21 protein-coding genes, 4 pseudogenes, 1 riboswitch and 1 other annotated feature (1 of these 27 running past the window's edge) are annotated in these 24653 nt (G+C 39.0%); of the genes and pseudogenes, 15 read left to right on the plus strand and 10 right to left on the minus strand.

Annotated features, from left to right (window positions below):
• The first annotated feature begins 74 nt into the window (after positions 1–74).
• The 6 genes and pseudogenes from NP781_RS09675 to NP781_RS09700 all read left to right on the plus strand — a co-directional run bounded on the left by NP781_RS09675 (position 75) and on the right by NP781_RS09700 (position 7851).
• Positions 75–2901, plus strand: a pseudogene (locus NP781_RS09675) (2-oxoglutarate dehydrogenase E1 component).
• Positions 2902–2992: 91 nt separating this feature from the next.
• A pseudogene (gene odhB, locus NP781_RS09680) lies at positions 2993–4251 on the plus strand (2-oxoglutarate dehydrogenase complex dihydrolipoyllysine-residue succinyltransferase).
• 338 nt (positions 4252–4589) lie between these two features.
• Positions 4590–4776: riboswitch (Lysine riboswitch) on the plus strand.
• Positions 4777–4894: 118 nt separating this feature from the next.
• Positions 4895–5752, plus strand: coding sequence for a transporter substrate-binding domain-containing protein (locus NP781_RS09685; RefSeq protein WP_004230114.1), 858 nt, complete (start codon positions 4895–4897; stop codon positions 5750–5752).
• Between the two features lie 170 nt (positions 5753–5922).
• Positions 5923–6648: an amino acid ABC transporter permease gene (locus NP781_RS09690; RefSeq protein WP_004230111.1), complete on the plus strand. Its 726-nt coding sequence runs from the start codon at positions 5923–5925 to the stop codon at positions 6646–6648.
• Positions 6649–6660: 12 nt separating this feature from the next.
• Positions 6661–7391, plus strand: a pseudogene (locus NP781_RS09695) (amino acid ABC transporter ATP-binding protein).
• Positions 7392–7653: 262 nt separating this feature from the next.
• Entirely contained in the window at positions 7654–7851 is a 198-nt protein-coding gene (locus NP781_RS09700) for a DUF6501 family protein (RefSeq protein ID WP_221682185.1), read from the plus strand.
• 48 nt (positions 7852–7899) lie between these two features.
• Here NP781_RS09700 and NP781_RS09705 read toward each other — a convergent pair whose 3' ends face one another.
• Together NP781_RS09705 and NP781_RS09710 are read right to left on the minus strand one after the other, a co-directional pair.
• A complete protein-coding gene (locus tag NP781_RS09705) occupies positions 7900–8967 on the minus strand; it encodes a toxic anion resistance protein (RefSeq protein ID WP_221682183.1) in 1068 nt (355 codons plus the stop codon).
• On the minus strand, positions 8964–9614 hold the full coding sequence (locus NP781_RS09710) for a 5-bromo-4-chloroindolyl phosphate hydrolysis family protein (RefSeq protein ID WP_221682181.1): 651 nt from the start codon (positions 9612–9614) through the stop codon (positions 8964–8966). Before NP781_RS09710 ends, NP781_RS09705 begins: the two co-directional genes overlap by 4 nt.
• Before the next feature lie 459 nt (positions 9615–10073).
• On the opposite strand from NP781_RS09710, the gene NP781_RS09715 reads away from it, so the two are divergent.
• Entirely contained in the window at positions 10074–10286 is a 213-nt protein-coding gene (locus tag NP781_RS09715; RefSeq protein ID WP_221682179.1) for a hypothetical protein, read from the plus strand.
• A gap of 85 nt (positions 10287–10371) precedes the next feature.
• Here the strand turns inward: NP781_RS09715 and NP781_RS09720 are convergent, their stop codons facing one another.
• From NP781_RS09720 to NP781_RS09730, 3 genes are all read right to left on the minus strand, one after another.
• The gene (locus NP781_RS09720; RefSeq protein ID WP_221682177.1) at positions 10372–10638 is read right to left on the minus strand and encodes a CPCC family cysteine-rich protein; all 267 of its coding nucleotides are present in this window, start codon (positions 10636–10638) and stop codon (positions 10372–10374) included.
• A gap of 120 nt (positions 10639–10758) precedes the next feature.
• Positions 10759–11040, minus strand: a complete 282-nt coding sequence (locus tag NP781_RS09725) for an acylphosphatase (protein ID WP_016994023.1) — start codon at positions 11038–11040, stop codon at positions 10759–10761.
• A 45-nt stretch (positions 11041–11085) separates the two neighbouring features.
• Entirely contained in the window at positions 11086–12813 is a 1728-nt protein-coding gene (locus NP781_RS09730; RefSeq protein WP_257522129.1) for a globin-coupled sensor protein, read from the minus strand.
• 123 nt (positions 12814–12936) lie between these two features.
• Here NP781_RS09730 and NP781_RS09735 point away from each other — a divergent pair, with 123 nt between their 5' ends.
• The 3 genes from NP781_RS09735 to NP781_RS09745 all read left to right on the plus strand — a co-directional run bounded on the left by NP781_RS09735 (position 12937) and on the right by NP781_RS09745 (position 14410).
• On the plus strand, positions 12937–13221 hold the full coding sequence (locus NP781_RS09735; protein WP_257522130.1) for a DUF1033 family protein: 285 nt from the start codon (positions 12937–12939) through the stop codon (positions 13219–13221).
• 222 nt (positions 13222–13443) lie between these two features.
• Positions 13444–13644 (plus strand): cold-shock protein, encoded by a 201-nt coding sequence (locus NP781_RS09740; protein ID WP_004230088.1) that lies wholly within the window; start codon positions 13444–13446, stop codon positions 13642–13644.
• A gap of 274 nt (positions 13645–13918) precedes the next feature.
• Positions 13919–14410: a YkvA family protein gene (locus tag NP781_RS09745; RefSeq protein ID WP_221682174.1), complete on the plus strand. Its 492-nt coding sequence runs from the start codon at positions 13919–13921 to the stop codon at positions 14408–14410.
• A gap of 60 nt (positions 14411–14470) precedes the next feature.
• On the opposite strand, the gene NP781_RS09750 is transcribed toward NP781_RS09745, so the two are convergent.
• From NP781_RS09750 to NP781_RS09760, 3 genes are all read right to left on the minus strand, one after another.
• Positions 14471–15286, minus strand: coding sequence for a S1C family serine protease (locus NP781_RS09750; protein WP_257522131.1), 816 nt, complete (start codon positions 15284–15286; stop codon positions 14471–14473).
• 58 nt (positions 15287–15344) lie between these two features.
• Positions 15345–15635: a hypothetical protein gene (locus NP781_RS09755; protein ID WP_257522132.1), complete on the minus strand. Its 291-nt coding sequence runs from the start codon at positions 15633–15635 to the stop codon at positions 15345–15347.
• Between the two features lie 134 nt (positions 15636–15769).
• On the minus strand, positions 15770–15982 hold the full coding sequence (locus NP781_RS09760) for a hypothetical protein (protein WP_257522133.1): 213 nt from the start codon (positions 15980–15982) through the stop codon (positions 15770–15772).
• 167 nt (positions 15983–16149) lie between these two features.
• Between NP781_RS09760 and NP781_RS09765 the strand changes: the two genes are divergently transcribed.
• The 4 genes and pseudogenes from NP781_RS09765 to NP781_RS09780 all read left to right on the plus strand — a co-directional run bounded on the left by NP781_RS09765 (position 16150) and on the right by NP781_RS09780 (position 19453).
• Positions 16150–16620 (plus strand): DinB family protein, encoded by a 471-nt coding sequence (locus tag NP781_RS09765; RefSeq protein WP_257522134.1) that lies wholly within the window; start codon positions 16150–16152, stop codon positions 16618–16620.
• Positions 16621–16700: 80 nt separating this feature from the next.
• Positions 16701–17258 carry a TetR/AcrR family transcriptional regulator gene (locus NP781_RS09770; protein WP_257522135.1) on the plus strand — a complete coding sequence of 186 codons (558 nt, stop codon included), beginning with the start codon at positions 16701–16703 and terminating at the stop codon, positions 17256–17258.
• A 27-nt stretch (positions 17259–17285) separates the two neighbouring features.
• Positions 17286–18520: pseudogene (fabF, locus tag NP781_RS09775) on the plus strand (beta-ketoacyl-ACP synthase II).
• A gap of 186 nt (positions 18521–18706) precedes the next feature.
• Positions 18707–19453 carry an amidohydrolase family protein gene (locus NP781_RS09780; RefSeq protein ID WP_221682154.1) on the plus strand — a complete coding sequence of 249 codons (747 nt, stop codon included), beginning with the start codon at positions 18707–18709 and terminating at the stop codon, positions 19451–19453.
• Positions 19454–19511: 58 nt separating this feature from the next.
• Here the strand turns inward: NP781_RS09780 and NP781_RS09785 are convergent, their stop codons facing one another.
• Together NP781_RS09785 and NP781_RS09790 are read right to left on the minus strand one after the other, a co-directional pair.
• Complete coding sequence (locus tag NP781_RS09785) at positions 19512–20231, minus strand: metallophosphoesterase family protein (protein ID WP_257522136.1); 720 nt, start codon at positions 20229–20231, stop codon at positions 19512–19514.
• A 116-nt stretch (positions 20232–20347) separates the two neighbouring features.
• Positions 20348–21952 (minus strand): ABC-F family ATP-binding cassette domain-containing protein, encoded by a 1605-nt coding sequence (locus NP781_RS09790; RefSeq protein ID WP_221682137.1) that lies wholly within the window; start codon positions 21950–21952, stop codon positions 20348–20350.
• 595 nt (positions 21953–22547) lie between these two features.
• On the opposite strand from NP781_RS09790, the gene NP781_RS09795 reads away from it, so the two are divergent.
• Positions 22548–24527, plus strand: coding sequence for an FAD-dependent oxidoreductase (locus NP781_RS09795; protein ID WP_306831598.1), 1980 nt, complete (start codon positions 22548–22550; stop codon positions 24525–24527).
• Positions 24515–24653: a binding site (T-box leader), on the plus strand (it continues 81 nt past the right edge of the window). Its footprint overlaps the gene before it by 13 nt.

The raw sequence follows: 24653 nt of genomic DNA on the forward strand, positions 1-24653 counted from the left end.
GGCTAAATATTATATAATTAATTGCAATTTAATTAATGGAACTGCCGAAAGGCAAAATTTGGAGGTCATTTTTCATGTCGAACAACGTTACAACTGTAAGTTCTCCATGGTCAGCTTTCTCTGGTCCTAACCTAGGATATGTGATGGAGCAATACGACTTATTCTTACAGTCTCCTGAAGAAGTAGAACCGGAGTTAGTTTCTTTATTCCAACAATTTGGTGCACCAGTAGTAGTAGAAGGTGAAGTAGCTGTAGCTAGTCATACAGCAGCGGCTCCTGCTGGCGATTACAAAAAAGTGTTAGCCGCTGTAAAACTAGCAGATGCAATTCGTTCACGCGGTCATTTAGCAGCAGATATCTATCCTCTGAAAAACCGTGAACTACAAACAGCTCAAATTGAAGAAAGCGCGTTCAACTTAAGCGCTGCAGATTTAGCTGAAATTCCTGCAGCAATCTTCTTCAAAGATGTGCCAGCAAACGTGAAAAATGGTAAGGATGCAATCGACTATTTAAAAGCTATTTATACAGATAAAGTAGCATTTGAATATGGTCACGTAGTAGCTACTGAAGAACGTGATTGGATTCAAGCGCAAATCGAATCAGGCTCATTCAAACAAGCATTATCTGCGGATGAGAAGAAAGCCTTATTAGATCGTTTAACTCGCGTTGAAAATTTCGAGAAATTTATTCATAAAACATTTGTAGGACAAAAGCGTTTCTCTGGTGAGGGCTTAGATACGCAAATCGTACTATTTGATGAAATTATTAAAACGGCAGAAGCAAAAAATGTGGAAAACGTACGTATTGGTATGGCACACCGTGGTCGCTTAAACGTTTTAACACATATTTTAAATAAACCTTATGACATGATGTTCTCTGATTTTGCACATGTTTCCAATGATTTATTTATGCCAGAGCATGGCCGACTTGAAATTACAAAAGGCTGGACAGGTGATGTGAAATACCACATGGGTGCTTCTTACAACCGTGAATCTGGTATGAATGTGAAATTGGCTTACAACCCATCTCACTTAGAAGTGGGCAATCCAGTAGTACTTGGTGCTACTCGTGCAACACAAGATGATACATCTAAACCAGGGCAACCTATTTTTGACCGTACAAAGGGCTTAGGCATTCTTGTACACGGTGACGCTGCATTCCCAGGTCAAGGGATTGTAACAGAAGTGTTAAACTTCGCTAAAACAGAAGGCTTTACAACAGGTGGAACAATCCATATTATCGCAAACAATATGATCGGATTCACAACAGAACATTATGATTCTCGTTCTTCTGTGTATTCTTCTGACCCTGCAAAAGGCTATGAAGTACCAGTAATCCATGTCAATGCAGATAGCCCAGAGGCAGTAGTGCAAGTCGGACGTTTTGCGGCAAACTACCGTCAAACATTTGGCAAAGACATTATTGTGGACTTAGTAGGTTACCGTCGCCATGGTCATAATGAAACAGATGACCCAACAGTGACAAACCCAGAAACATACAAATTAGTGTCTAAACATGAAACAGTGCGTGCATTATATGGTGCACAATTAGTGGCAGAAGGTCTTGTAACTGCTGATGATGTAGCGGCACTAGATACAGCTATCTATGCCGAAATGCAAGCAGCCTATGACCATGTCAAAGAAATGGCAGAAAAAGATGATCATCATCATTTAGAAATGCCAGAAGAATTAAAAGTAGAGTTCCCACAAATTGATACAGCAGTAGGTGCGGAACGTTTAGAAAAAATCAATGAAGAGCTTTTAGTGTTTGAAGAAAACTTCGAACCACAGAAAAAGCTTGGTAAAATCTTAGAAAAACGCCGTGATGCTTATGCGTCTGCAAAAGTTGACTGGGGTCATGCTGAAACTTTAGCGTATGCAACGATTATTCAAGATGGCACACCAGTACGCTTTACAGGTCAAGATGCACAACGTGGTACATTCTCTCAACGTCACTTAGTACTGCATGATAAAAACAATGGCAATGTCTTCACGCCACTACACCATATTTCTGGTGCGAACGCATCCTTTACAGTACACAACTCTCCGCTGACTGGAAGCTGGGGTGGTAGGCTTTGAGTATGGTTACAACCTAGAAAATAGCCATGTACTAACAGTATGGGAAGCACAATTCGGTGACTTTGCGAATATGGCACAAGTGATGTTTGATAACTTTATTTCAGGGGCACGCTCAAAATGGGGTCAAAAATCTGGCCTAGTTATCCTTTTACCTCATGGTTATGAAGGTCAAGGTCCAGAGCACTCTTCAAGCCGTATGGAACGCTATTTACAAATGTCAGCTGAAAATAACTGGTTTGTAGCGAACTGTTCAAATGCAGGAAATTACTACCACTTATTACGCCGTCAAGCAGCATTATTAGGTACAGAAGGGGTACGTCCACTTGTAGTCGTATCACCAAAATCATTATTACGTCACCCACTAGCTGCGGCGAATGCTGAGCAATTAGCAAATGGTTCATTCCAAGAAGTGATCGAACAACCAGGCTTAGGGGCTAAACCAGAAGCTGTAGAGCGTATCGTTTTAGGTACAGGTAAAGTGATGATCGACTTAGCAGAGCGCGTGAAAGACGGCGAAGGCTTCGATCACCTACACATTATTCGTGTAGAACAACTTTACCCATTCCCAAAAGAGCAAGTTGCTGGTATCATTGCTAAGTATCCTAATGCAAAAGAGATTGTTTGGGTACAGGAAGAACCTAAAAACCAAGGCTCATGGAATTATGCATTAGAAACATTATACGAACTTTCAGAAGGTAAAAAACTTCGCTATGTAGGCCGTCCTGCAATGAGCTCAACTTCTGAAGGGGATGCAGATTCTCATAAAGCAGCACAAGCAGCTCTTATTGAAGAAGCGGTTGCTGAGCCAGTAAAGGTTAAATAATCATATATCAATTTTTGAAACCGGGCTACTTGCCCTTAAGCAGTAGCCCTTCTATGTGCGTCATGCACGTTAATCAAAGGAGGAAATGAAAGTGGCTGAAATTAAAGTCCCTGAATTAGCAGAATCGATTACAGAAGGTAGTATCGCACAGTGGGTAAAAAAGTGGGCGATCGCGTTGAAAAAGGTGAATTCATCGTTGAACTTGAAACAGATAAAGTAAACGCTGAGATCATTTCTGAAGAAGCAGGTGTATTAACACAAATTTTAGCTGAAGAAGGCGATACTGTACTAGTTGGTCAAGTTATCGCAGTAGTAGAAGCAGGCGAAGGCGCAGCAGCAGCTCCAGCGGCAGCACCAACTGAGGCAGCACCTGCACCAGCAGCGCCACAAGCAGCACCTGCACCAGTTGCAGCAGCTCCAGTAGTAGAAGAAACTTCTGGTGAGCGTGTAGTTGCATCTCCAGCAGCACGTCGTCTTGCACGTGAAAAAGGTATTGACCTTGCAGCGGTATCTCCAGTAGATCCACAAGGACGTGTACGTGTACAAGATGTAGCAGCTCACGGTACAGCACCAGCTGTAACGCCAGCAGCAGCACCTACATCCGTAGCAACTTCAGGTGGCCCAGTAGTATTCACACCAGCAGCTAATTCTGACCGTGTAACAATTGAAAAAATGAGCCGTCGTCGCCAAACAATTGCAAAACGTTTATTAGAAGTTAAACAATCAACAGCAATGTTAACAACATTCAACGAAATTGACATGACAAACATCATGGCACTTCGTAAACGTAAACAAGAAGAGTTTGTAAAAGCAAACGACATCAAACTTGGTTTCATGTCATTCTTCACTAAAGCTGTTGTTGCAGCACTGAAAAAATACCCATACGTAAACGCTCAAATCTCTGGCGATGAAATTCATTTAAATAACTTCTTTGATATCGGTATTGCTGTATCAACTGAAGAAGGTTTAGTCGTACCAGTTGTACGCGATGCAAATAGTAAAAACTTTGCAGAAATCGAAAAAGATATCGCTAACTTAGCGACAAAAGCTCGTGATAAAAAATTAGGCTTAAATGACATGGCTGGTGGATCATTCACAATCACAAATGGTGGTGTATTCGGTTCATTAATGTCAACACCAATTATGAACGGTACGCAAGCTGGTATTTTAGGTATGCACTCAATTGTAAACCGTCCAGTTGCAGTAAATGGTGAAGTTCAAATCCGTCCAATGATGTATGTAGCACTTTCATACGACCACCGTATCATCGATGGTAAAGATTCTGTAGGATTCTTAAAAACAGTTAAAGAATTAATCGAAAATCCTGAAGATTTATTATTAAATTCATAATGCCATTAAACCCTGCGAACAATGTTCAGCAGGGTTTTTGTATGATAAAAGGTATTGACCGATTCTATGCTTGAATGAGTACGAATGTTATATCGTTTAGAGGAGCAAAGAAAGAAAAAAAGCGACTTTTCTCACATAGAGAACATACTCTATAATAAATATTTGTTGTAATTTTCAGAAATATCAACAAAAGTTCAACGATTTAAAGTGGAAGCAGAACGCACAATATCCTAATATTGTCATTAGTCAGAAAAATGTTAAAATCGTCTTGACGAACATATTAGTTTTATAGTAGTATCTAAATATCAATTAAATAAACAAACCTCACGAATTGTTACCAGTGAGGTAGAGGCGCGGTATTTATTAGTTCATTGTTGAGTAAAAGCAAGCGAAGACGCAATGAAGAAGGAAATATCGCCGAAGTATAAAAGGAGCTCGTACTTTTATACTGGGTCTGCAGTGAATAAGTGCAGGACTGTCCTAGTAAATGGATTTCCAGATTTACTAGGTTGTGCTATCTCGGAAACATGGAAATTATAGTGAGGATTTGGGCAACTGTCATAAAGGTAAGACCTAAGTTCAATAAACTTAGGTCTTTTTTAGTACAGTTGTCTTATTTTTTTACAGAAAAGGGGAGTTTTTCATGAAAAGAAAATGGTTGTTAGTAATGATCTCTATCATGACGGCAATTGTGCTAGCTGCATGTGGCACAAGCGACAAAAAAGAGGGCGGTTCAAGTGATGCTGGAACTGACAAAGAAGAAGGCGGCGGTGAATTCCGAATTGGCATGGAGGCTGGCTACCCACCGTTCAACTGGACACAGCAAGACGATGCGAATGGCGCAGTGAAAATTGCGGATAATGCAGAATATGCAGGTGGCTATGATGTACAAATGGCAAAGAAAATCGCTGAAGGTTTAGGCAAAGAGTTAGTCATTGTTAAAATGGAGTGGGACGGATTAGTTCCAGCGCTACAATCGAACAAAATTGATGCAATTATTGCAGGTATGTCACCAACAGAAGAACGTAAGAAAACAATTGATTTTACAGAAAACTATTATACTTCTGATTTTGTTATGGTTATTAAAAAAGGTAGCAAATATGAAGGCGCAAAATCGATTCAAGACTTCTCAGGTGCTAAAATTACATCACAATTAAATACATCAAACTACACAGTTATCGATCAAATTAAAGGCGTAGAAAAGCAAACGGCAATGGAGAGCTTCCCAGCAATGCGTGTGGCACTAGAAGCAGGTAAAATTGATGGCTATGTAGCTGAACGTCCAGAGGGCATTTCCGCTTCTGCAGCCAACGATAAATTCACATATGTAGCATTTGAAGAAGGCTTTGATACAGACCTATCAAATACTTCAATTGCTGTAGGCTTACGTAAAGATGACGCAAATCGTGAAAAAATCAATGAAATCCTAAAAGGCATTTCAGAAGATGATCGTCAAGCGATTATGGAAGAAGCTATTTCTCAACAGCCCGCAGCACAATAATGATATGGCACGGACTAGCAATTAGTCCGTGCATGATCATTTCATCATTATCAAAATGAGAACCTCTCTACATAATGATAATGTCCTAGCGTGACAAATCATAGAATAGTAGAAAGAGCTAGGACACAAAAGAAATAAACGAGCAAGATGACATTGTTAGGAGGAACATCATGAGTCTTGAATGGATACTTTCAATTATTGAAAACAACTGGCAAATGTTTTTACGAGGTGCGTATTATACGTTACTGATTTCGAGTATTAGTACAATTATTGGTGCATTTATCGGATTTTTCATCGGAATTATGCATACGATTCCAGTTCGTAAAAAAGGTGTGAAATTTTATAGCTTAAAGCTCATTAATTTTATACTAACATGCTATGTTGAATTTTTCCGTGGTACACCAATGATTGTACAAGCTATGGTTGTCTACTACGGATTAGATATCGCATTCGGTATCGATATGCACTTTATTACAGCAGGTATTTTAGTCGTTTCCCTCAATACAGGGGCCTATATGGCAGAAATTGTTCGTGGCGGTATTGTATCTATTGATAATGGTCAATACGAGGCAGCATCAGCAATTGGCATGAATCACTTCCAAATTATGCTTCATGTAGTTTTACCACAAGTAGCGCGTAATGTTTTACCAGCAACAGGTAACCAATTAATCATGAATATTAAAGATACAGCCGTATTAAATGTCATTGGAGTAACGGAATTATTCTTCCAAACAAAATCAATTTCGGGTAACAACTTCCGTTATTTCGAATCATTCTTCGTTGCATGTGTTCTTTATTTCATCATGACATTTACCGCATCTCGCATCCTTCTTTATGTTGAAAAACGTCTAGATGGTCCTGATGCCTATCAAAAAGAACAAAAAGAAGCTGTATAGGGGGACGCACAAATGGCAGTCATTAAAATCGAACATTTAAGTAAATCATTTGGACGTAACCAAGTGTTAAAAGATGTGAATTTCCAAGTGGAAAAAGGAGAGGTAGTTTGTTTAATTGGCTCCTCTGGCTCTGGTAAATCCACATTGCTTCGTTGCATAAATTTATTAGAAACGCCAAGTGGCGGTCAAATTATTTATAAAGGGAAGACATCCTAGATGAAAAGCACAATATTCAAGAATATCGTACACATTTAGGCATGGTGTTCCAGCAGTTCAATTTATTTAACAACCACAATGTCATAAGTAATTGCACAGTGGGCCAAATCAAAGTGTTAAAACGTTCGAAAAAAGTAGCAGAAGAAACGGCGCTTAAATACTTGAAAATCGTTGGCATGGATCAATATGTGAATGCCAAGCCTCGTCAACTCTCAGGCGGACAAAAGCAGCGCGTGGCCATCGCTCGTGCCTTATCAATGAATCCTGATGTTATGCTATTCGATGAGCCAACATCCGCATTAGACCCAGAAATGGTGGGTGAGGTGTTAAAGGTAATGCGTCAGCTAGCAAACGAGGGCAATACGATGCTCATTGTGACACATGAGATGGAATTTGCCAAAGAAGTAGCAGATCGTGTTGTCTTTATGGATAAGGGTGTAATTGTGGAGGAAGGCCCTCCAGCACAAGTATTAGTCAATCCACAACATGAACGTACGAAGGAATTTTTAAAGCGTACATTAAAATAAGCACAAAAAAGTGAGTCCAACCTGTTGGACTCACTTATTTTCTAGAATTCCATTCTGCATAAAGTACAAAGCAGATTGCGAATGCTACAGCAATGATAAAAAACCATTGCGGTACTCCACCAAAACTCATCATAACACCTCAAATATTCATTTTTTTGGATAGAATAGGTATAGTATTTCTTTTTTCTCCACAAAAGACCAAAAATATTATAAAATAAACAATAGACATTAGCTTTTGCTAGTAAAGAGAGGTAGAGAGAATATGTTACATTTAAAATGGAAAGATGCGCCAACATTACGAACGGTTACTTGCAAACATACAAATGCATCGAAATACTTAGTATCAAACGTATTAACTGTAGGGAAAGAGTATGAAGTGAAAAATGAAACAGAAGAGTTCATTTTTATCATCGACAACACAGGTAATGTCGGTGGCTACTATAAAGAATATTTTGAATAAAAACAAACAGGGTGGTTCAGAACATTTGCTGAGCCACCCATTTTTTTGTTAATCTCGCTGATAGCTGCTAGCACCCGCCACATCCTGTAGCTGCTGTTTCTCTTGTTCAGTTGCGGTATGCAGGGCAAAAACATCTTTAATTGCTGTTTGCAGTTCTTGCTGTGTTTCTTTAAACTTCGAAACTTGCTGTTCAAACGTGGGACTTGAGAAGCGATCATGAGCCCTTGATAATCGCTCCTCTAAACGTGCATAATGATGATCCATATGCATCGACAACATCATCGCCAGTTGGTTTTTCCAGAGCGGAATCAAGGTAACGATAGAAAACTCAATTTTTTCAGCTAAGGTTTGATTGGCCTGTTGAATCATACGGATTTGAGGAGCTGTTTGCAGGGCGACTTGCTGTGATACTTGTAAATCATAAATACGTTGATCCAGTCTTTCGATTTGAGCAGCAAAGTCATTTAATTGCTGAATTGCAAGTGGCTGTTTGGTTGCTTGGACACTCGTTATTTGTGCAGGTAGTTCTACCTCAATGGCTTGCTGCTTTTTCATTTGTCCTGCGGCAATGGCTGTTGCCAATTCCTCAAAAAATCCTCGATTATGGGCATAAAGCGCCTCTAAGTTTTCGACATCTTTGATCAGCTGGAGCTGTGCACGCTCCAGCTGTACACCAATACGTTCCACCTGTATACTAATACGCTCAAATTCTGTGAGTGTTTGCTTCACATTAGGCTCGGTTTTGCCAAAGATTTTTTTGAAAAAGGTTTGCTTCTTAGGTTCCAAAGCAGTCGGATCTACTCGATCTAACGTCTGCATTAAAGAATCCAGCATTTGACCAATTTTAGTGACATCTTTTTGCTTTACTTGAGCAAGCATACGGTCGGCAAATTGAGACAGAGCTCGCTGTGAATCTTGCCCAAGGGACAGCAATGATTCAAAATCAGCCAAATCGATTTGACTGGCATACAATAATGCACGACTTTGTGCAAGAGGCGATAGCGTTTCATAAGTCGCTATCGCCTCGTTTTGTGGAGTTGTTTCTAAATAGGATTGGACTAGTGGAGAAAGCCCTGGTATGGTATTTAGTTGAAAAGCGTGTTCGTTTGCTGTCATTTATCATCGCCTCGCCAGTCCAATTGTTCTCTACGTCTAAGATTGGAACGATTTGCGAATTCAATCTCCATTTGCAGATGATCAATATCATTTGCAAGCGCATCCTTTAAATCAATTTGAATTGTGTCATTCAAATCAGTTAAGGTTTCGCGTGTTTTGGATAAAGTTAATTGAATTTCCTTATCCTTCACAGGCTGCTTGGAAAGCATCGTATATTTATCTGTTAATTCCACAGCAGAAGGTAAGTGTGCATAGAAAAATGGTTCCACATTATAAAATTTACGTGGGTCTGTCTTGACGATTTTGACGATATTTTTGGAGATACGCGTCATTTCAAGTAGTTGTTTAAAAGCAGAAACAGAACGTACACGTAAATAGTTTTGACTCAATGTTTGAATATGCTTATTGGCTGTTAATACTTGTGATTCAATGTGTTTGAACTCTTCTTTTGTGATGCCTGCTATTTGCATGACTTTCTTTTTTTGTCTATGTTTCAGCAACGCTGTACTCGTCGCATAGGAACCCGCAAACAGTAAACCACCAAGGAAGAATCCAGGATTTGCCGCAATGGCTGCGATAGAAACAGTTGTGAGCGAAATAAGAAAGCTGGCACTATGTCTAGAGAAAAACTGTCCGACACTAAGCATTGTTTCATCCTCCTTGCTTTTCAATATGTCTATCTTCTTATACGAAATAATCGACATAAAGTTTCATTGAAAATTAATCCCCTACATAAATTTTACTGCTATTTGTGAACTTTCTCAATGATAATACATAGAATAAGTGAGTTGTTTCCATGAATAAGTCGGTTTAGTTCTCCTAAGGAGCCATTTTGACATCGGAATGAGCGATTTTTTGCAATTCGGTCTCTGAATAGAGGAGCGTAATTTGATTTCAAGAGCGGCTTCTGCCTCAGAGCGAGCGGTATTACTCAAATTGCGAGCGGTTTTGGTCCTTGAGAGAGCGGATAAGTGAGTTCCATGAGCGGCTCTAACTCGAAAAGGAGCCGTTTATTCTCTAAGAAGAGCATCTTCATCCAAAATGAATGAGTCTTGTATAAAACTTTTTCCAAGTGAATTCGTAACTGAAACAAAGGGGGATATATGATGACAAAAATTTTTCTGGTGTCTATTACAAAAAATATCGATGAACCAGTAAGTGAACAGAAAGTGAAAGAAAAAGTCTTTGAGAAAAAATCAAAATTAAAAGCCTATTTAAACAAAGAAGGGTATATGAAGGAATCTAAAAATCAATATGTGAAAATCACTGATGAATCAATATTAGTGGCTGCCATTCAAAAGATAAAAATCAAAAAATGATGATAAGTCATGTTCTTAAGAGCATGACTTTTTTTGATTTCAATAAAAAGGAGAGAAGTAATCATTTCCCAGTGTTGACTAATCTCTAGACAAACGGCTTCCAATTTGAATTTTTTTCGTCTTTTTCGTTTGGTTTTCTTACAAACGCAATACATCTTTCTTCGCACGCACCAAATATAATGAAATTTTTCTGTGCTTGCCTTAAGGATGGTGTATTAGCACCACCTACAAAGTCATTATCATAAAATTGAACGCTGTCATCTTCCCAAAAACAAATTTCACATATCTCATATGTACCTGGTGGTTTTCCGCTCAATGTCTTATATCCGCAACAAGGACAAGTAAATTTCATTATTATCACTCCGATATATTTTTTGATAATTTTATCATACTTCCTATGTAACAAAACGCCGTGTTAAGATTAAAAATTGTTGAACCCCTCTCTAAAACAACACTACAAAAAAGTCAGACATTAAACAATGTCTGACTCCATACGTATATAGCCTTTTAAATCATCGTATAATTCTAAAGAAAATGAATTGGAATCGGCTTGGGGACTCACACCTTTTTGGACAAAAAGGAGAAATTCATTGAGTGCCTTTTCTGAGCCCTCCACTTCCACTTCAATTTGCTCTGCGTCATTCAATCGACAGTATCCTTTTAACCCTAATTCAATAGCTTTTTGCTTGATGAAGAATCGGTAGCCTGTGCCGTAGACATCACCAAAAAATTTTATACTTGCTCGTTTGTTCAAGGGAATACCTCCTACTTAATAGAGGAGAGGGGCGAACCTCTCCTTTTATTGCATGACACGTTCTTTTTCTAAATAGGCAATTAAGTTATTAATGTGATAAAGTACATGCTTTGATGCCTCATCGACCTCTTTTAGATGAACATCAGCTTGCTCGATATGACCCGCTTTATGGGCTTCAGCCGCAAGCTTCGCTGATTCATGGACGCGTAAATGATAGCCATCTAATTCATGATAGTCCTGTAAATGACCGAAACGTTCGACTGTACGAGGCGCAGTGTACCATTTGCCAAGTCGACAGTCTCTGTGAGAAGAAACATCGCTTGGATCAACGTTTTCTAGGCCAAGGAACATGTTATAAATGCGCCATTTCCATAAAATATGATCCGCTTTCGATAATTGTAGTAGGGCAATAGATGAAAGCTGTACATTATTGTTAGCAATAAGATCATTACGGAAACGGTTAATTTCTTTTCCTAATAAATGAATATCGCTGGATGTATTATGACTATAATCACGAATATCTTCCTGCAAGCTTGAAATTTCGATCATTCTTGCTGAAACTTCATCAATCGCAGCTGCTTGTTCTTGGGAAATGGCAGCCGTATTTGTCACATCTAAATTAATACCCTCAATCGCTTGAACAATGGCGTTTAATAATGGTAACGAATCCTTTGCTTCAACGGTTGCTTCTTTAATAATAGCTGTCGTATCTGTAATCGAGTTAGAAACATCATTAGAATAACTCTTTAAATGATGAACATTTGCAGATACTTCACTTAGCGCAGCTACCGTGTTTTCAGCAAGCTTTCGTACTTCCTGTGCAACGACCGCAAAGCCCTTCCCATGTTCACCTGCACGCGCTGCTTCAATGGAGGCATTAAGTGCGAGTAGATTCGTTTGATCGGCGATTTGATTGATTAATGTGACAACCTGCTCAATATCATTTACCCGTTTTTGTAATTCTGAAAATGAGTCAACAATGGATGTAAATGTCTCTTCTGTTTTAAAAATCTCCGATAGAGCATGCTCAATAGCGTTTTTACCTTTTGTAGCATGGTCAACAGATTCAGTTGTTTTCTCTGATATATGAGAAGACATGCGTGCAACCTCATTGATAGAAGCAGCAATCTGTTCTGTTGCAGCAGTAGAGGATTGAATTTCTTCATTTTGCTTATCTAGGCTAAAAACTAAATCCTTCATGTACATAATTTTGGCATTGACATCCATTAAAGAGGATACTTCTCCTACCACATTTTCAATAATGCGTTCTGTTAACACTTCCACTAATAATTCTTGATCGACATTGACAGCGGATTGGAATGATTTCATATATTGAAATGCTTTATTTGGCTTGATACCAAAATTGTGTAAAATATATGTAGTAATATAGAAGGCAAATTGGTTGAAGACAACAATTAATTTACCAGGCTCATATTGATGCTTACGGAATAGATTGAAAAATTTGACAGTTTCATCTACATAATGATCATCACGAGTTGCTAAGAAAAACTGTGTTAAGTATTGATTAATATTTTCTTCACTAATGATTAATTGAGAGGTAGGGGATATCTCGCTTAAATAATGGTGAAAAATGGCATTAATGGAAGGGGTAATATCTTTGAGCTTTTGATAAAGTGCCTTTAAGTGCTCCACATCTTGTGAATTGAAATGATTGAATGCCAGTGTTTGATAAAATCGGCCTGTTGCATGTAAATCTGTACCACGTTTTAGTAGTTCTTCTAGCTCTGCTTTAGGTCGAATACTTGAAAACATAAAAATACCTCCAAAAAGTATGTATAATAAGGTAATAATAGCATAATTCAGGTGGTTTTAATAGACATTTCAGTTGTGTTTGCTAAAATGAAACTATCTTATGACAGCAAGGAATGGGCAAATATGTATACAATTATTTACATGAAAGCGGACTATGAGCCTTGGTGGAAATTTGAAGGCTGGGAAGCTTATATTCAAACCGAAGATACATTTGACACGGAGGAGCTCTTTGAACGTGCATTACAGCAAAGATTAGCGCATTTTCGTTCCTCTTATGATAATGAGGCAACGAAAGAGGAGCAGTATTGGGCTTTTTGGTCTGAGGATGAAAGCTTTTATTGTGAGGCTTGCGATGATGATGCACAAGTATATCATGGAATAATTGCTTGTAAAATAGAAGAGAAATAAAAAAATTTTGAAAAAAAGTAAAAAAGATTTTTTCTTTATTTGACAAAATTATGGATGGCAGTTATACTTAACTTAACAATTTAATTGCTTCACCGGAAACATGAATTCACATATTACAAAAAGTGATCGCGTTAGTTCGGTACTCTTTGTAATATGTGAATTTTTTTCAATCGCTGAAGAAATTACATATTGTTCACTTTTATTTTTTGGAGGTTTTCTTAAATGAAACAAGGTACAGTAAAATGGTTTAACTCAGAAAAAGGTTTTGGATTCATCGAAGTTGAAGGTGAAAACGACGTATTCGTACACTTCTCAGCTATCCAAGGCGAAGGTTTCAAAACTCTTGACGAAGGTCAAAAAGTGGAATTCGAAGTTGTAGATGGCAACCGCGGACCACAAGCTGCTAACGTAACTAAACTTTAATTCTCAGTAATTAAAATCACTTTCGTTAAACCCAAGACATCCTATGCAAATAGGATGTCTTTTTTGTATCATTTGCAAGTTTAAGGATTACAAATTCTATTTTAGGTTAAATATATAGTAGTGGTGGATAACCATGCAAAAGTAAAGGATAGCACTATAAAAGTAGCGGATAGCCATGTGAAACTGATGGATAGCTGCACAAAAGTAGCGGATAACCCCATAAAATGGAGGGTAGCCCCGCCAAAATAGCGCATGCTTGTAAAGAAGGAGGCAGATGAATGTGAATAATGAAGAAAAATTGCCTGATGAACAGGAGCAACAAGATTTTTATCAGAAACTACGTACAAAATTAGTAGCTTTTCTTGGGTCGAAAAAAGGAAAAAGTAACAAGTTTACTCCGTATTTAATGTTTGTGCCTGATTTATTTCATTTATTAATTAAAACTGTAACCGATGCAGGTGTAGATAAAAAGAGTCGTGCATTAATTGGGGCATCCATTGCGTATTTTGTATTACCGATGGATTTAATGCCAGAAGGACTGCTAGGCTTTGGTGGCTATTTAGATGATGTTGTACTAGCAACTTTTGTGGTAAATACCATTATTAATAAGTTGGGTCCAGATGTAGTGGAAAAGCATTGGACAGGGGATGACAAGCTTTTACATGTGCTACAAAAGGTTGCAGAAGTGAGTGATGAGGTTGTCAGTAAAATTCCTGTAAAATCGCCAATTGCTCAGTTCGTCAAGCAAGAAAGTAAAGATAAATAATAATATTATGTAAACCTAAAGCATCTAAAAAAATGAACCTGTCATAAGCAGGTTCATTTTTTATTGCTCTTCTAATAAATTTCGGAGTTGTTGTACAGGTACAAACAGGCCAACACGTCCAATGGGCTCATATTTCATCGTGGCAAAGATAACCCCAATGACCTCCCCATGTTGATCGATTACAGGGCTACCACTATTGCCACGATAAACAGGAGCTTTTAGCATCCTAACTGGTTCCTGCCAATCTTCTAATTGAATGGCTTCTAGCAATCTTCCTTCATTAGCGATGCCGGTGAAAGCAAGTGGATTTCCAATAAAATAGACATGTTCATTAACAGTGTAAGGTGGATCTTCTGCAAGAGGTAGATAGGGAAGTTGCTCAGCTTGCACCTGTACAAAGGCTAAATCTACGGCTGGATAGCTCTCGATTAGTGTTGCCTCCATCAATCCCTCATCAGGAAAGACGACTGATAATGTTGTGGCATGTTCGACAACATGGGCGTTAGTGACAATCAGACCATCTGGTGAGATGGCAAAACCAGTGCCTTTACTGGAGCCTGTTGAAATTTCAACGACTGCCTTTTTATAGGTTTGTATATCTTCTTGTGCAGAGAGCCGCGTAGAAACCTTGATAAATTCAAGTGCAGGTATGGAGTAGATTTGAAAAATGAGGGCAAATGTATTGAAAAACAGCACCAGTGCCATACCCCACACGATCCAGCGTACAAGAGGCTTTTGTTTTTTGGGCTTTTTTCCATAAATGCGTTCTTCTTGCGCCTGTGCTAATGCTTTTTGCTGTTCCTCTAGTACAAGTTCAATAAATTCTTCTTCCGTTAATTCATCTTGCTTGGGTGTTGTATTATGTATATCACTCATTGTTTGGCCTCCTTTGCTAAAAAACAGACGCCCAAGCAGGACGCCTGTTTTCTTTCAATTATTCTATTTTTTGCAAGGTTGATGTCACAACAAATGGCTCATCTTGCTCTGTTTCCATCGTGTCCTCTTTGCGAATTAGACCAATGTCCTTTGCAAAATATTTGGTTGTGGTCATTTGATCTTCAGAGCGACTTAGCTGGATGACATCTTGATAGACCGTTGTACCAGTATCAACAGTAGCTGTCGTTGATTCAATGGTCCAACCTTGAAAGCTTGTCCCGACTTGTAATGGTTTTTGAAGTACGGTTTCCAGTACAGGATAAGAAGCTGCCTCAGCTGCACTTGGCATGCTTGGATTACTGTCAACAGGTTCTCGATAGACAAGATCAATACTTGTATCCGTTATGCGGAAGATTTTTAATAGTGTTACACCACCATTATCCTCTATTTGTACGATATGCTGTGTATCGAGGTAGGTGGTTTTTAGTGTGAAGCTAGCAAATTCATTTCCTTCCCTTGAAAAGAAGCAACAGATCCATCAGGTGGAAAATAGGAGAGAAGTGACGTTTGATCTTGTTCCACTGGTTGCTTGTCTTCCACAGATGGTGTTGGAGCTGGCACAGGCTCTTTCTGAACTTCTTCACGACAGCCAGCTAGTAAAAATACTACAGAAAGTACTAGAACAGGGTATCTCATGGGCACACTCCTTCGCTATTTTCTTTCATTATACGTGAACGAGGAGTGTTATACGAATAATATGATATATATACATAATATTATTATGTAAACTATTTAGCGAAAACTTGTAACAGCATGAAAAATTATCTATGATAGAAATGAAATTCAAAAATGGGGGCAAAGACATGTATAGACATGTAGATGATTTCTTACAAGAATGGTCAAATGCATCAAACGGGACACTACAGGTATTACAGGCTTTAACAGATGACAAGCTTCAGCAAAGTATTGTAGAGGGCCACAGTACACTTGGGTGGTTAGGCTGGCATTTAGTTGGAGCAGCAGGTTATTTTAGCTATCTAGCAGGGTTAAAAGTACCCATGATTCGTCAAGAAGATCCTGTGCCAACGACTGCGGCTGAAATCGTAGCTGCTTATGAAAAGGTTGCAAACGGTGTAAGTGAGGCAGTCGCAAAGCTTTCAAATGAGGACTTATTAGAAGTTGTCACTGGTTTTAAAGCTCCAATGCCAAAAGGCGCTCTATTACGTGTATTAATCGATCATCAAACACATCATCGTGGACAAATGACGGTCCTGCTCCGTCAAGCAGGTTTACCAGTACCTGGCGTGATGGGACCAACAAAGGAAATGCAATAATCACGCGAGCAGCAGATAAATCGTTTATCTGCTGCATTTTTTAGATTGACACTTACCTACTAGTAAGTTAGTATAAAGCCATGACAAATAGAAAAATGCAAATTATAGAATTAACATTGAAGAATATTCAGGAAAAAGGATTCACATCATTTAGTTATGAGCATTTAGCAAAGGAGCTTGGCGTCACGAAGGCCAGTATTCACTATCATTTCGAGAAGAAGGGAGACTTAGGAATTGCTGTATGTGAAAGGATTCAACAAGGGTTAGAGAGAACTTTTACATTGATGAAGGAGTCCACTTTGCCAGCTGAGGAAAAGCCATTTGCCTTTATTATGCAGCGAATAGAATTTCTAGAGCAAGACGGCATTTGCCCTATCTCAGCTTTACAGGCAGATTATCAAGAATTACCGCAACCAATGCAAGAAAAGCTTCAGCAGCTTAGTCAAATGGAAATCGATGTCTTTGTTGAGCTATTGAAAGAAGCTAAACAACAGGGCGCACTCCAAGCTACTCATGATTTGGAGGCTCTAGCTGTATTACTTATTTCAAGTACGAAAGGGGCCTTACAATATAAACGTGTTTTAGGAGAAGCGTTCTTTCTAAAGATGCTTGAGCAATTAAAGGAACTGTTAAAGTAAGACATGAAACAAGAAGGAGCGATGTGCATGGTACGAAGAGTCGTTGTGACTGGATATGGTGTTGTTTCCCCTTTAGGTAATTCGGTATCAGCCTTATGGGAGAATATTAAAGCAGGAAAATCAGGGATTCAAAAATTCAAGGGGAGGCATTCAGCGGCATTAATACGCAAATTGCTGGGACGAGTACGGATTTCGATGCAACGCTGTATATGGATAAAAAAGAAATCAGTAAATATGATTTATTTGTTCAATATGCTGTTGCCGCTGCCCAACAAGCTCTGACGCAAGCTAATTTAAGTATGGGCCAGGTAGATAAGGAGCGTTTAGGCGTTTACATTGGCTCTGGCATTGGGGGCATTGAAACGATTTTAGAAAATCATCAAGCGATGCTCAATCAAGGGCCTAGAAAGGTGTCACCATTTATGGTGCCGATGATGATAAGCAATATGGCTGCAGGAATACTAGCCATTAAAACGGGCTTTAAAGGGCCAAGCTTTTCCCCTGTTTCGGCCTGTGCGACAGGAAACCAGGCGATTGGAGAAGCTTTCTTAGCGATTCGACATGGCTATGCGGATGGCATTTTAGCAGGTGGAGCGGAGGCACCGATCAATCCACTTAGCTTTGCAGGATTCTCCCGCATGAAAGCCATGTCCACGAGGAATGAAGAACCAACAAAGGCCAGTCGACCATTCGATAGCGAGCGAGATGGCTTTGTCATGTCTGAAGGAGCTGGCATCGTATTCCTAGAGGAGTATGAACACGCGAAACAAAGGGGTGCTACGATTCTCGGTGAGATTGTTGGTTACGGTGTGACAACTGATGCTTATCATATTACAGCTCCTGATTTTACGGGTGCTGCCAATGCCATGAAGCTAGCATTAAAAATGGGTGATATCGATGGGTCAGCCATCGATTATATCAACGCACATGGCACAAGTACTCCAGAGGGGGATAAATCTGAAACAAAAGCTATTAAACACGTTTTTGGTGACCATGCCTATCAACTAAAGGTTAGCTCCACAAAATCGATGACAGGACATCTCTTTGGCGCGGCCGGTGGAATAGAAGCCATTATTACATTGAAAAGTATAATGGATGGCATTATTCCACCAACCATCAATTATGATACACCAGATCCCGAATGTGATTTAAACTATGTTCCTAATGAGGCGCTTCATCAAGACGTTAACTTTGCGCTTTCCAATGGGTTTGGCTTTGGCGGCCATAATGCTGTGCTAGCATTTAAAAAATTTGAGGATTAAGGCATTAGCTATTTGCTAAAAAGAATGGTATGAATTTGATTGTTCATACCATTTTTTACGTTTGTTTTATTCACTTGGAAAGAGAAGAGACAAGTCAATAAGTTTTCCTTATGATAAATGGCTAGAAATTCGTATTATAACTTATAGTTAGAGTATGGTAAATTCAAAGGAAAAGGGGGATAAATGATGCGAATCTTTGATGCACACTTACATATCATTGACTTTAATTTTCCGATTATCGAAAACCAAGGTTATACACCACCAAGCTATGTAGTAGAGGATTATCAAAAGGATACAGTGAGTGTCCAGATAGCGGGAGGAGCCATTGTATCAGGATCTTTTCAAGGATTTGACCAAGCCTATCTTTTAAAAGCATTAAAACAACTGGGTCCCACATTTTGTGGGGTAACACAATTACCTAATACGGTGACGGATGATGAAATTGTACATTTACATAACAATGGGGTACGGGCATTACGCTTTAATGTAAAACGAGGTGGCTCAGAGGATTTATCGCAGCTAGATACCTTTGCGCGACGGGTTTATGAATTGGTCGGCTGGCATAGTGAATTATATATCGATGCGAAGGAATTACCAGAGATAGCCTCGACAATTGAAGCATTACCAGCCATCTCCATCGATCATTTAGGGTTGACGGAAGAGGGGCTGCCACATTTATTAAAGCTTGTTGATAAGGGAGTACGTGTCAAGGCGACCGGCTTTGGTCGTGTGGAGCTGGATGTGAAGCATGCTTTACAAGCGATTTATAATGTGAATCCAGCTGCGCTGATGTTCGGAACAGATTTGCCATCTACAAGAGCCAGACGACCTTTTAATTATGGGGATGTCGAATTGATTCAACAGCTATTTGATCAACAGGCGGCTGATAAAATCCTCTACGAGAATGCGTGGCAATGGTATTTCCAGCGTTAAATATAAAAAAGAATCCATGCTGGCATTAAAATGGATTCCTTTTTTGATTGTGACGGTACTAAGCATTTCGATAGTTGGCAAACATAATTTCATTATAATACTGATCTAATTGAGGCATACCCAGCTCTTTTGCGATCATTAGCTCAGCCTCTCGGTCATATGCTACTCTAATAAATTGGATGGCATTGTTTGACTGTGTTCCATCTAGAATGGCATAGGAAGCAGAAGTTAGGTCAAGTGAATTACCAACACTTCCTACATTACAAAGAATTCCTTGTTTATATGTATGTAAAAAAGTTGTATGGATATCGCCATAGAACACAATATCAGGTTGTTTCTTGTAATGGATTGAGTTGGTTACTGCATTATTCTCAAACATAGATAAACGCTTTTCAAGCGGATGACTCGGTAAGATACGTTCAAACTCGCTCCTTGGAGACGCATGGAAAAATCTAATGAGCTGTTCATTTAATTCAAGATCAATATGGAAGGGTAATGACCCGAGATATTGATAGTCTTTTGCTGTTAATCGATCTTTAAACCATTGGAGAAAATCATTGTCAGTAGGGGATTGAATAAATACGTCCCAATTGCCTCGTACGACTTGTTCACAATTTTGTTGGATAAGTTCAATACAGGCAGATCCTTGAGGGCCCTTGCCGATTAAATCACCTAAACAAAAAATTCTGTCAATCTTTCTTAAGCGAATGTCTTTTAATACGGCCTCTAATGCCGTTTTATTCCCATGAATATCTGATATAATTGCAATTTTCTTCACGAAGCTTACCCCCTCATTAATGCTATACTAAATAATTCAATAAAAATCCTTTTAATCCTTTAAAAACAAAGACAAAAAAACCTCTACCTACTTTGGGTAGAGGTTTTTTGTAAAGCCTAGCTTAAGCCTTGGCTATCTTTCCACTCTAGGAATTCATCATATGTTAACTGCTTATCTAAAATAGAGCCGTCTTCACGGATTTCGATGACACGGTTAGCAATTGTTTGGATGAACTGATGGTCATGGGATGTGAAAATCATTGCGCCTTTAAAACGAATTAAGCCTTCGTTCAATGCTTGAATAGATTCAAGGTCAAGGTGGTTCGTTGGTTCATCTAATAAAATAACATTTGCTGTCGCAAGCATCATTTTCGATAGCATACAACGTACTTTTTCGCCTCCAGAAAGAACAGCAGGAGATTTCTTCACTTCTTCACCAGAGAATAGCATACGTCCTAGGAAACCACGTAGGAAGCTTTCTGTTTCATCGTCTGGCGAATATTGACGTAACCATTCTACTAATGTTTTTTCAGAACCTTCGAAGTACTTGTCATGATCGTTTTCGAAGTAGCTTTGAGATGTCGTTACACCCCATTTGAATGTGCCAGCATCCGCTTCTTTTTCTTCCATTAAAATATCAAGAAGTGCTGTTTTCGCCATTGGGCTACCAAGTAAAACAATTTTATCTTCTTTGTTCATCGAGAAGCGCATGTCCTTGAATAGTGTTTCGCCTTCATGACTTGCCGTTAGACCGTCTACTGTTAGGACATCGTTACCAATTTCACGGCCGATTTGGAAGTTGATGAATGGATATTTACGGCTTGATGGCTTAATATCATCCAGCTCAATTTTATCCAGCATTTTTTTTCGAGATGTTGCTTGCTTCGATTTAGAAGCATTGGCAGAGAAACGTGCGATAAACGCTTGTAATTCTTTAATTTTCTCTTCTTTTTTCGAATTTTGGTCTTGTGCCATTTTTTGCGCCAATTGAGAAGATTCATACCAGAAATCATAGTTCCCTACATATAATTGGATCTTAGAGAAGTCCAAATCCGCAATATGTGTACATACTTTATTTAAGAAGTGACGGTCATGGGATACAACAATAACTGTATTTTCAAAGTTAATCAGGAACTCTTCCAGCCACTGAATTGCCTTTAAGTCAAGGTGGTTGGTAGGCTCATCGAGTAATAGTACATCAGGCTGACCAAACAGTGCCTGTGCCAGTAATACTTTCACTTTGTCAGAACCTTCAAGATCGCCCATTAGCATGTAATGAAGATCATCGGAGATACCTAAACCGTTTAGTAGTGTAGCCGCTTCTGAATCAGCTTCCCAACCGTTTAGCTCTGCAAATTCACCCTCTAACTCTGCAGCACGCATGCCATCCTCATCGGAGAAATCTTCCTTTGCATAGATAGCGTCTTTTTCTGTTTTCACGTCATATAGGCGTTTATTCCCCATAATAACTGTGTCGAGCACTGTATGCTCATCGTATTCGAAGTGGTTCTGTTTCAGGACAGATAAACGTTCGTCCTTACCCATCGATACATTTCCTTCCTGCGCTTCAATTTCACCAGAAAGAATTTTTAAAAATGTTGATTTACCAGCACCATTTGCACCAATTAAACCGTAGCAATTGCCTGGTGTGAATTTTATATTTACGTCTTCAAATAGTTTACGATCGCCATAGCGAAGACCTACATTACTAACTTGAATCATGCAAGTTCCTCCTTTTTTTCACAATGGCTCTAGTATAGCATGAAATATGTTCCATAGTCTATAAACATTATTAAATCAAGGTTTGGCGTTCTTTTCACATTTTTTGTTAAACATAAACTGAATAAAGATACAATAAAAAAGTTAAATTTGGTGTAACTTTCTTTGAGAATGAGACGTCTATATTGTAGTGTGATTAACTATTTTTGAAAAAGAATAGAAAAATGACATCATTTACCACGGGGATTTTAGTTGCTTATTCACAAAGGTTTCGTCTAAAATGATTCTGACTGTTTATATATCAAGTAAATCATCACTGGTGCCCACAAGCCCATCCCCGTTTTGAATGCCAGCTATTTGTGGCTCTTTCATTTATACTAGATAGATGTTGCTAAAGTTAGACTAAAAACATCACAATCCTCATAAATGATTTCATTCATTTATCTTGATGATAATTTCATAAAAAATGCTGTAAGCCAATGAATTATTCGTTGTTGGTAATGATATGCCTGCGTTCAACTAGGACATTCAGCCCTTGTGGCGGGAATGATGATTAAATAAACACATCAATGGAAATTTTAACAATTGGAGGTATATTATGGGTAAGGGCTTATTATGGACAGCCACTTGTGTAATAGTAGTTTTACTTGGGTTTGGTAGCTACTATTTTATTAAAGAAATAACAAACTCTATGGCATACAATAAATTAGTAGATGAGTATAAAAAGCCAGAACCAATTGAACATATAGAGGAAGAATATGATGTTATTGTCATCGGTGGTGAACCAGAGGGTGTGGCTGCGGCTGTGGCTGCTGCTCGAAATGGTGCGAAAACATTGCTGGTCGAAAAACGACAAGAGTTAGGTGGATTATTTACATATGGTATGCTGAATTTCCTCGACATTCCTCGTAATGGCCATAACAAATCGATTAGTGAGGGAATATTTAAGGAATGGCATGAGCTTGTTAGAGGGAATGACGCTTTTGGCATTGTAGGTGCTAAGGCAGCCTTTAAAAAGCTGATCGATGAAGAGCCCAACTTAACTTTATCCGTGCAAACCGAGGTTGTGAAAGCGAATGTCAAACAACAACAATTAACGTCTGTGGAATTAAAAAATGAGTACGGTACATATGTTGTGACGGGGAAATCATTTATAGATGCTACACAGGATGCTGATTTTGCTGCCTTGTCGGGCGTTCCTTTCTTTGTGGGTGGAGAAGATATTGGCATAAAGGATAAGCGTATGGCCGTGACATTAATGCTACATTTAAAAAATGTCCATTGGGATGAAGTCAAAAAAGCGGCTAATTCTGGTGTATTTGGCGGTGCTAATTTAAATCATACGGTGATGTGGGGCTTTACAAAGCTGCATGATGAATACAAGCCATTACAAGAGGGCACAAGATTACGAGGCTTAAACTTAGCTCGTGTAGATGATGAATATTTCATCAATGCCTTACAGATTTTTGGTATTGATGGCTTGAATGAATCCTCAAAACAAGCGGCGATTGTCGCTGGGAAGAAAGAAACGTTACACATTCTAAAATATTTACAAACAAACTTCCCAGGGTTTGAAAAGGCTGAAATTGTCAGCTATCCAGAAGAACTCTACGTCCGAGAAACGAGACACATTTGGGCAGAGTATCAATTACCAATGGCAGACCTGTGGAAAAATAGTGATCAGTGGGATAGCATTGGCATTGCCTCTTATCCAGTCGATGTGCAAGCGCAAACGCCTCATGATTACGGCTATGTGATCGCTGCACCAAAGCAATATGCTATTCCTTTCCGTTCGTTAGTACCGAAGGATATTGATGGCTTACTGGTTGTCGGACGCTCTGCTGGTTATTCATCACTTGCAGCTGGTAGTGCACGTATTGTTCCAACAGGGATGGTAACAGGTGAAGCGGCTGGGACTGCGGCTGCTCTTGCACAGAAGCACGATGTAACCTTTAGAGACATGAGTAAGGATAAACCATTAATCGCTACATTACGAAAGCAATTGGCTAAACAAGGTGCCTATGTTGATTCATTTTCAATTGAGTATCCATATCAAGGAGAATGGTATGATGAAGCCATTCAAACGCTCATTAATTACGGCCTTGTAGTGGGCGGCTATGATAATGACTTAAAAGTAAACAGTAAGGCGACGAAAATAAAGTTTGCTAAAATGTTAAAAGAGAGTATGTTACGTGCTGGTGGAGAAAGTGGATCAGGAATGAAGGACCAACTCGAAATTGTCATCAATAAGGTTTATAATCAAGGTGATGAAGCTATTGAGCGAGATGAGCTGGCTCAATATTTGGCCGACGTCCTTATCGGTGAATCCAATGCGACCAGCTGGGATAGATTAGTAGAAAAAGGAATTATCACGGAGAAAGTAGCGAAGAAAGTCTCTGACAATAAGGAATTAAAATTAAAAGAGATGTATGCCATTATGGCTGATGTGATTCAGTATGTAGAAAAAAGCGTTCCTCCTCGTGAGGAGCGTTTTTTGCTGAAACGGCAACGTAAAAAATGGTTGACGCCAATAAGGAAATCCTGTAATATATGTCAAAATCATAGAAAAATTCGATGAAAAAGAGAGTAATTGATGGAATGACTGGCAAGCGAGTTAGGGATGGTGGGAGCCTAATGCAGGAACCATGAATGAAGCGCACTTTGGAGAAGGTTCTCGAACAAGTAGTAGAGAATAGCGGGGCGT

Origin of the sequence: Lysinibacillus sp. FN11 (assembly GCF_024628845.1) — a bacterium.
In the GTDB taxonomy this organism is placed as follows: domain Bacteria; phylum Bacillota; class Bacilli; order Bacillales_A; family Planococcaceae; genus Lysinibacillus; species Lysinibacillus capsici.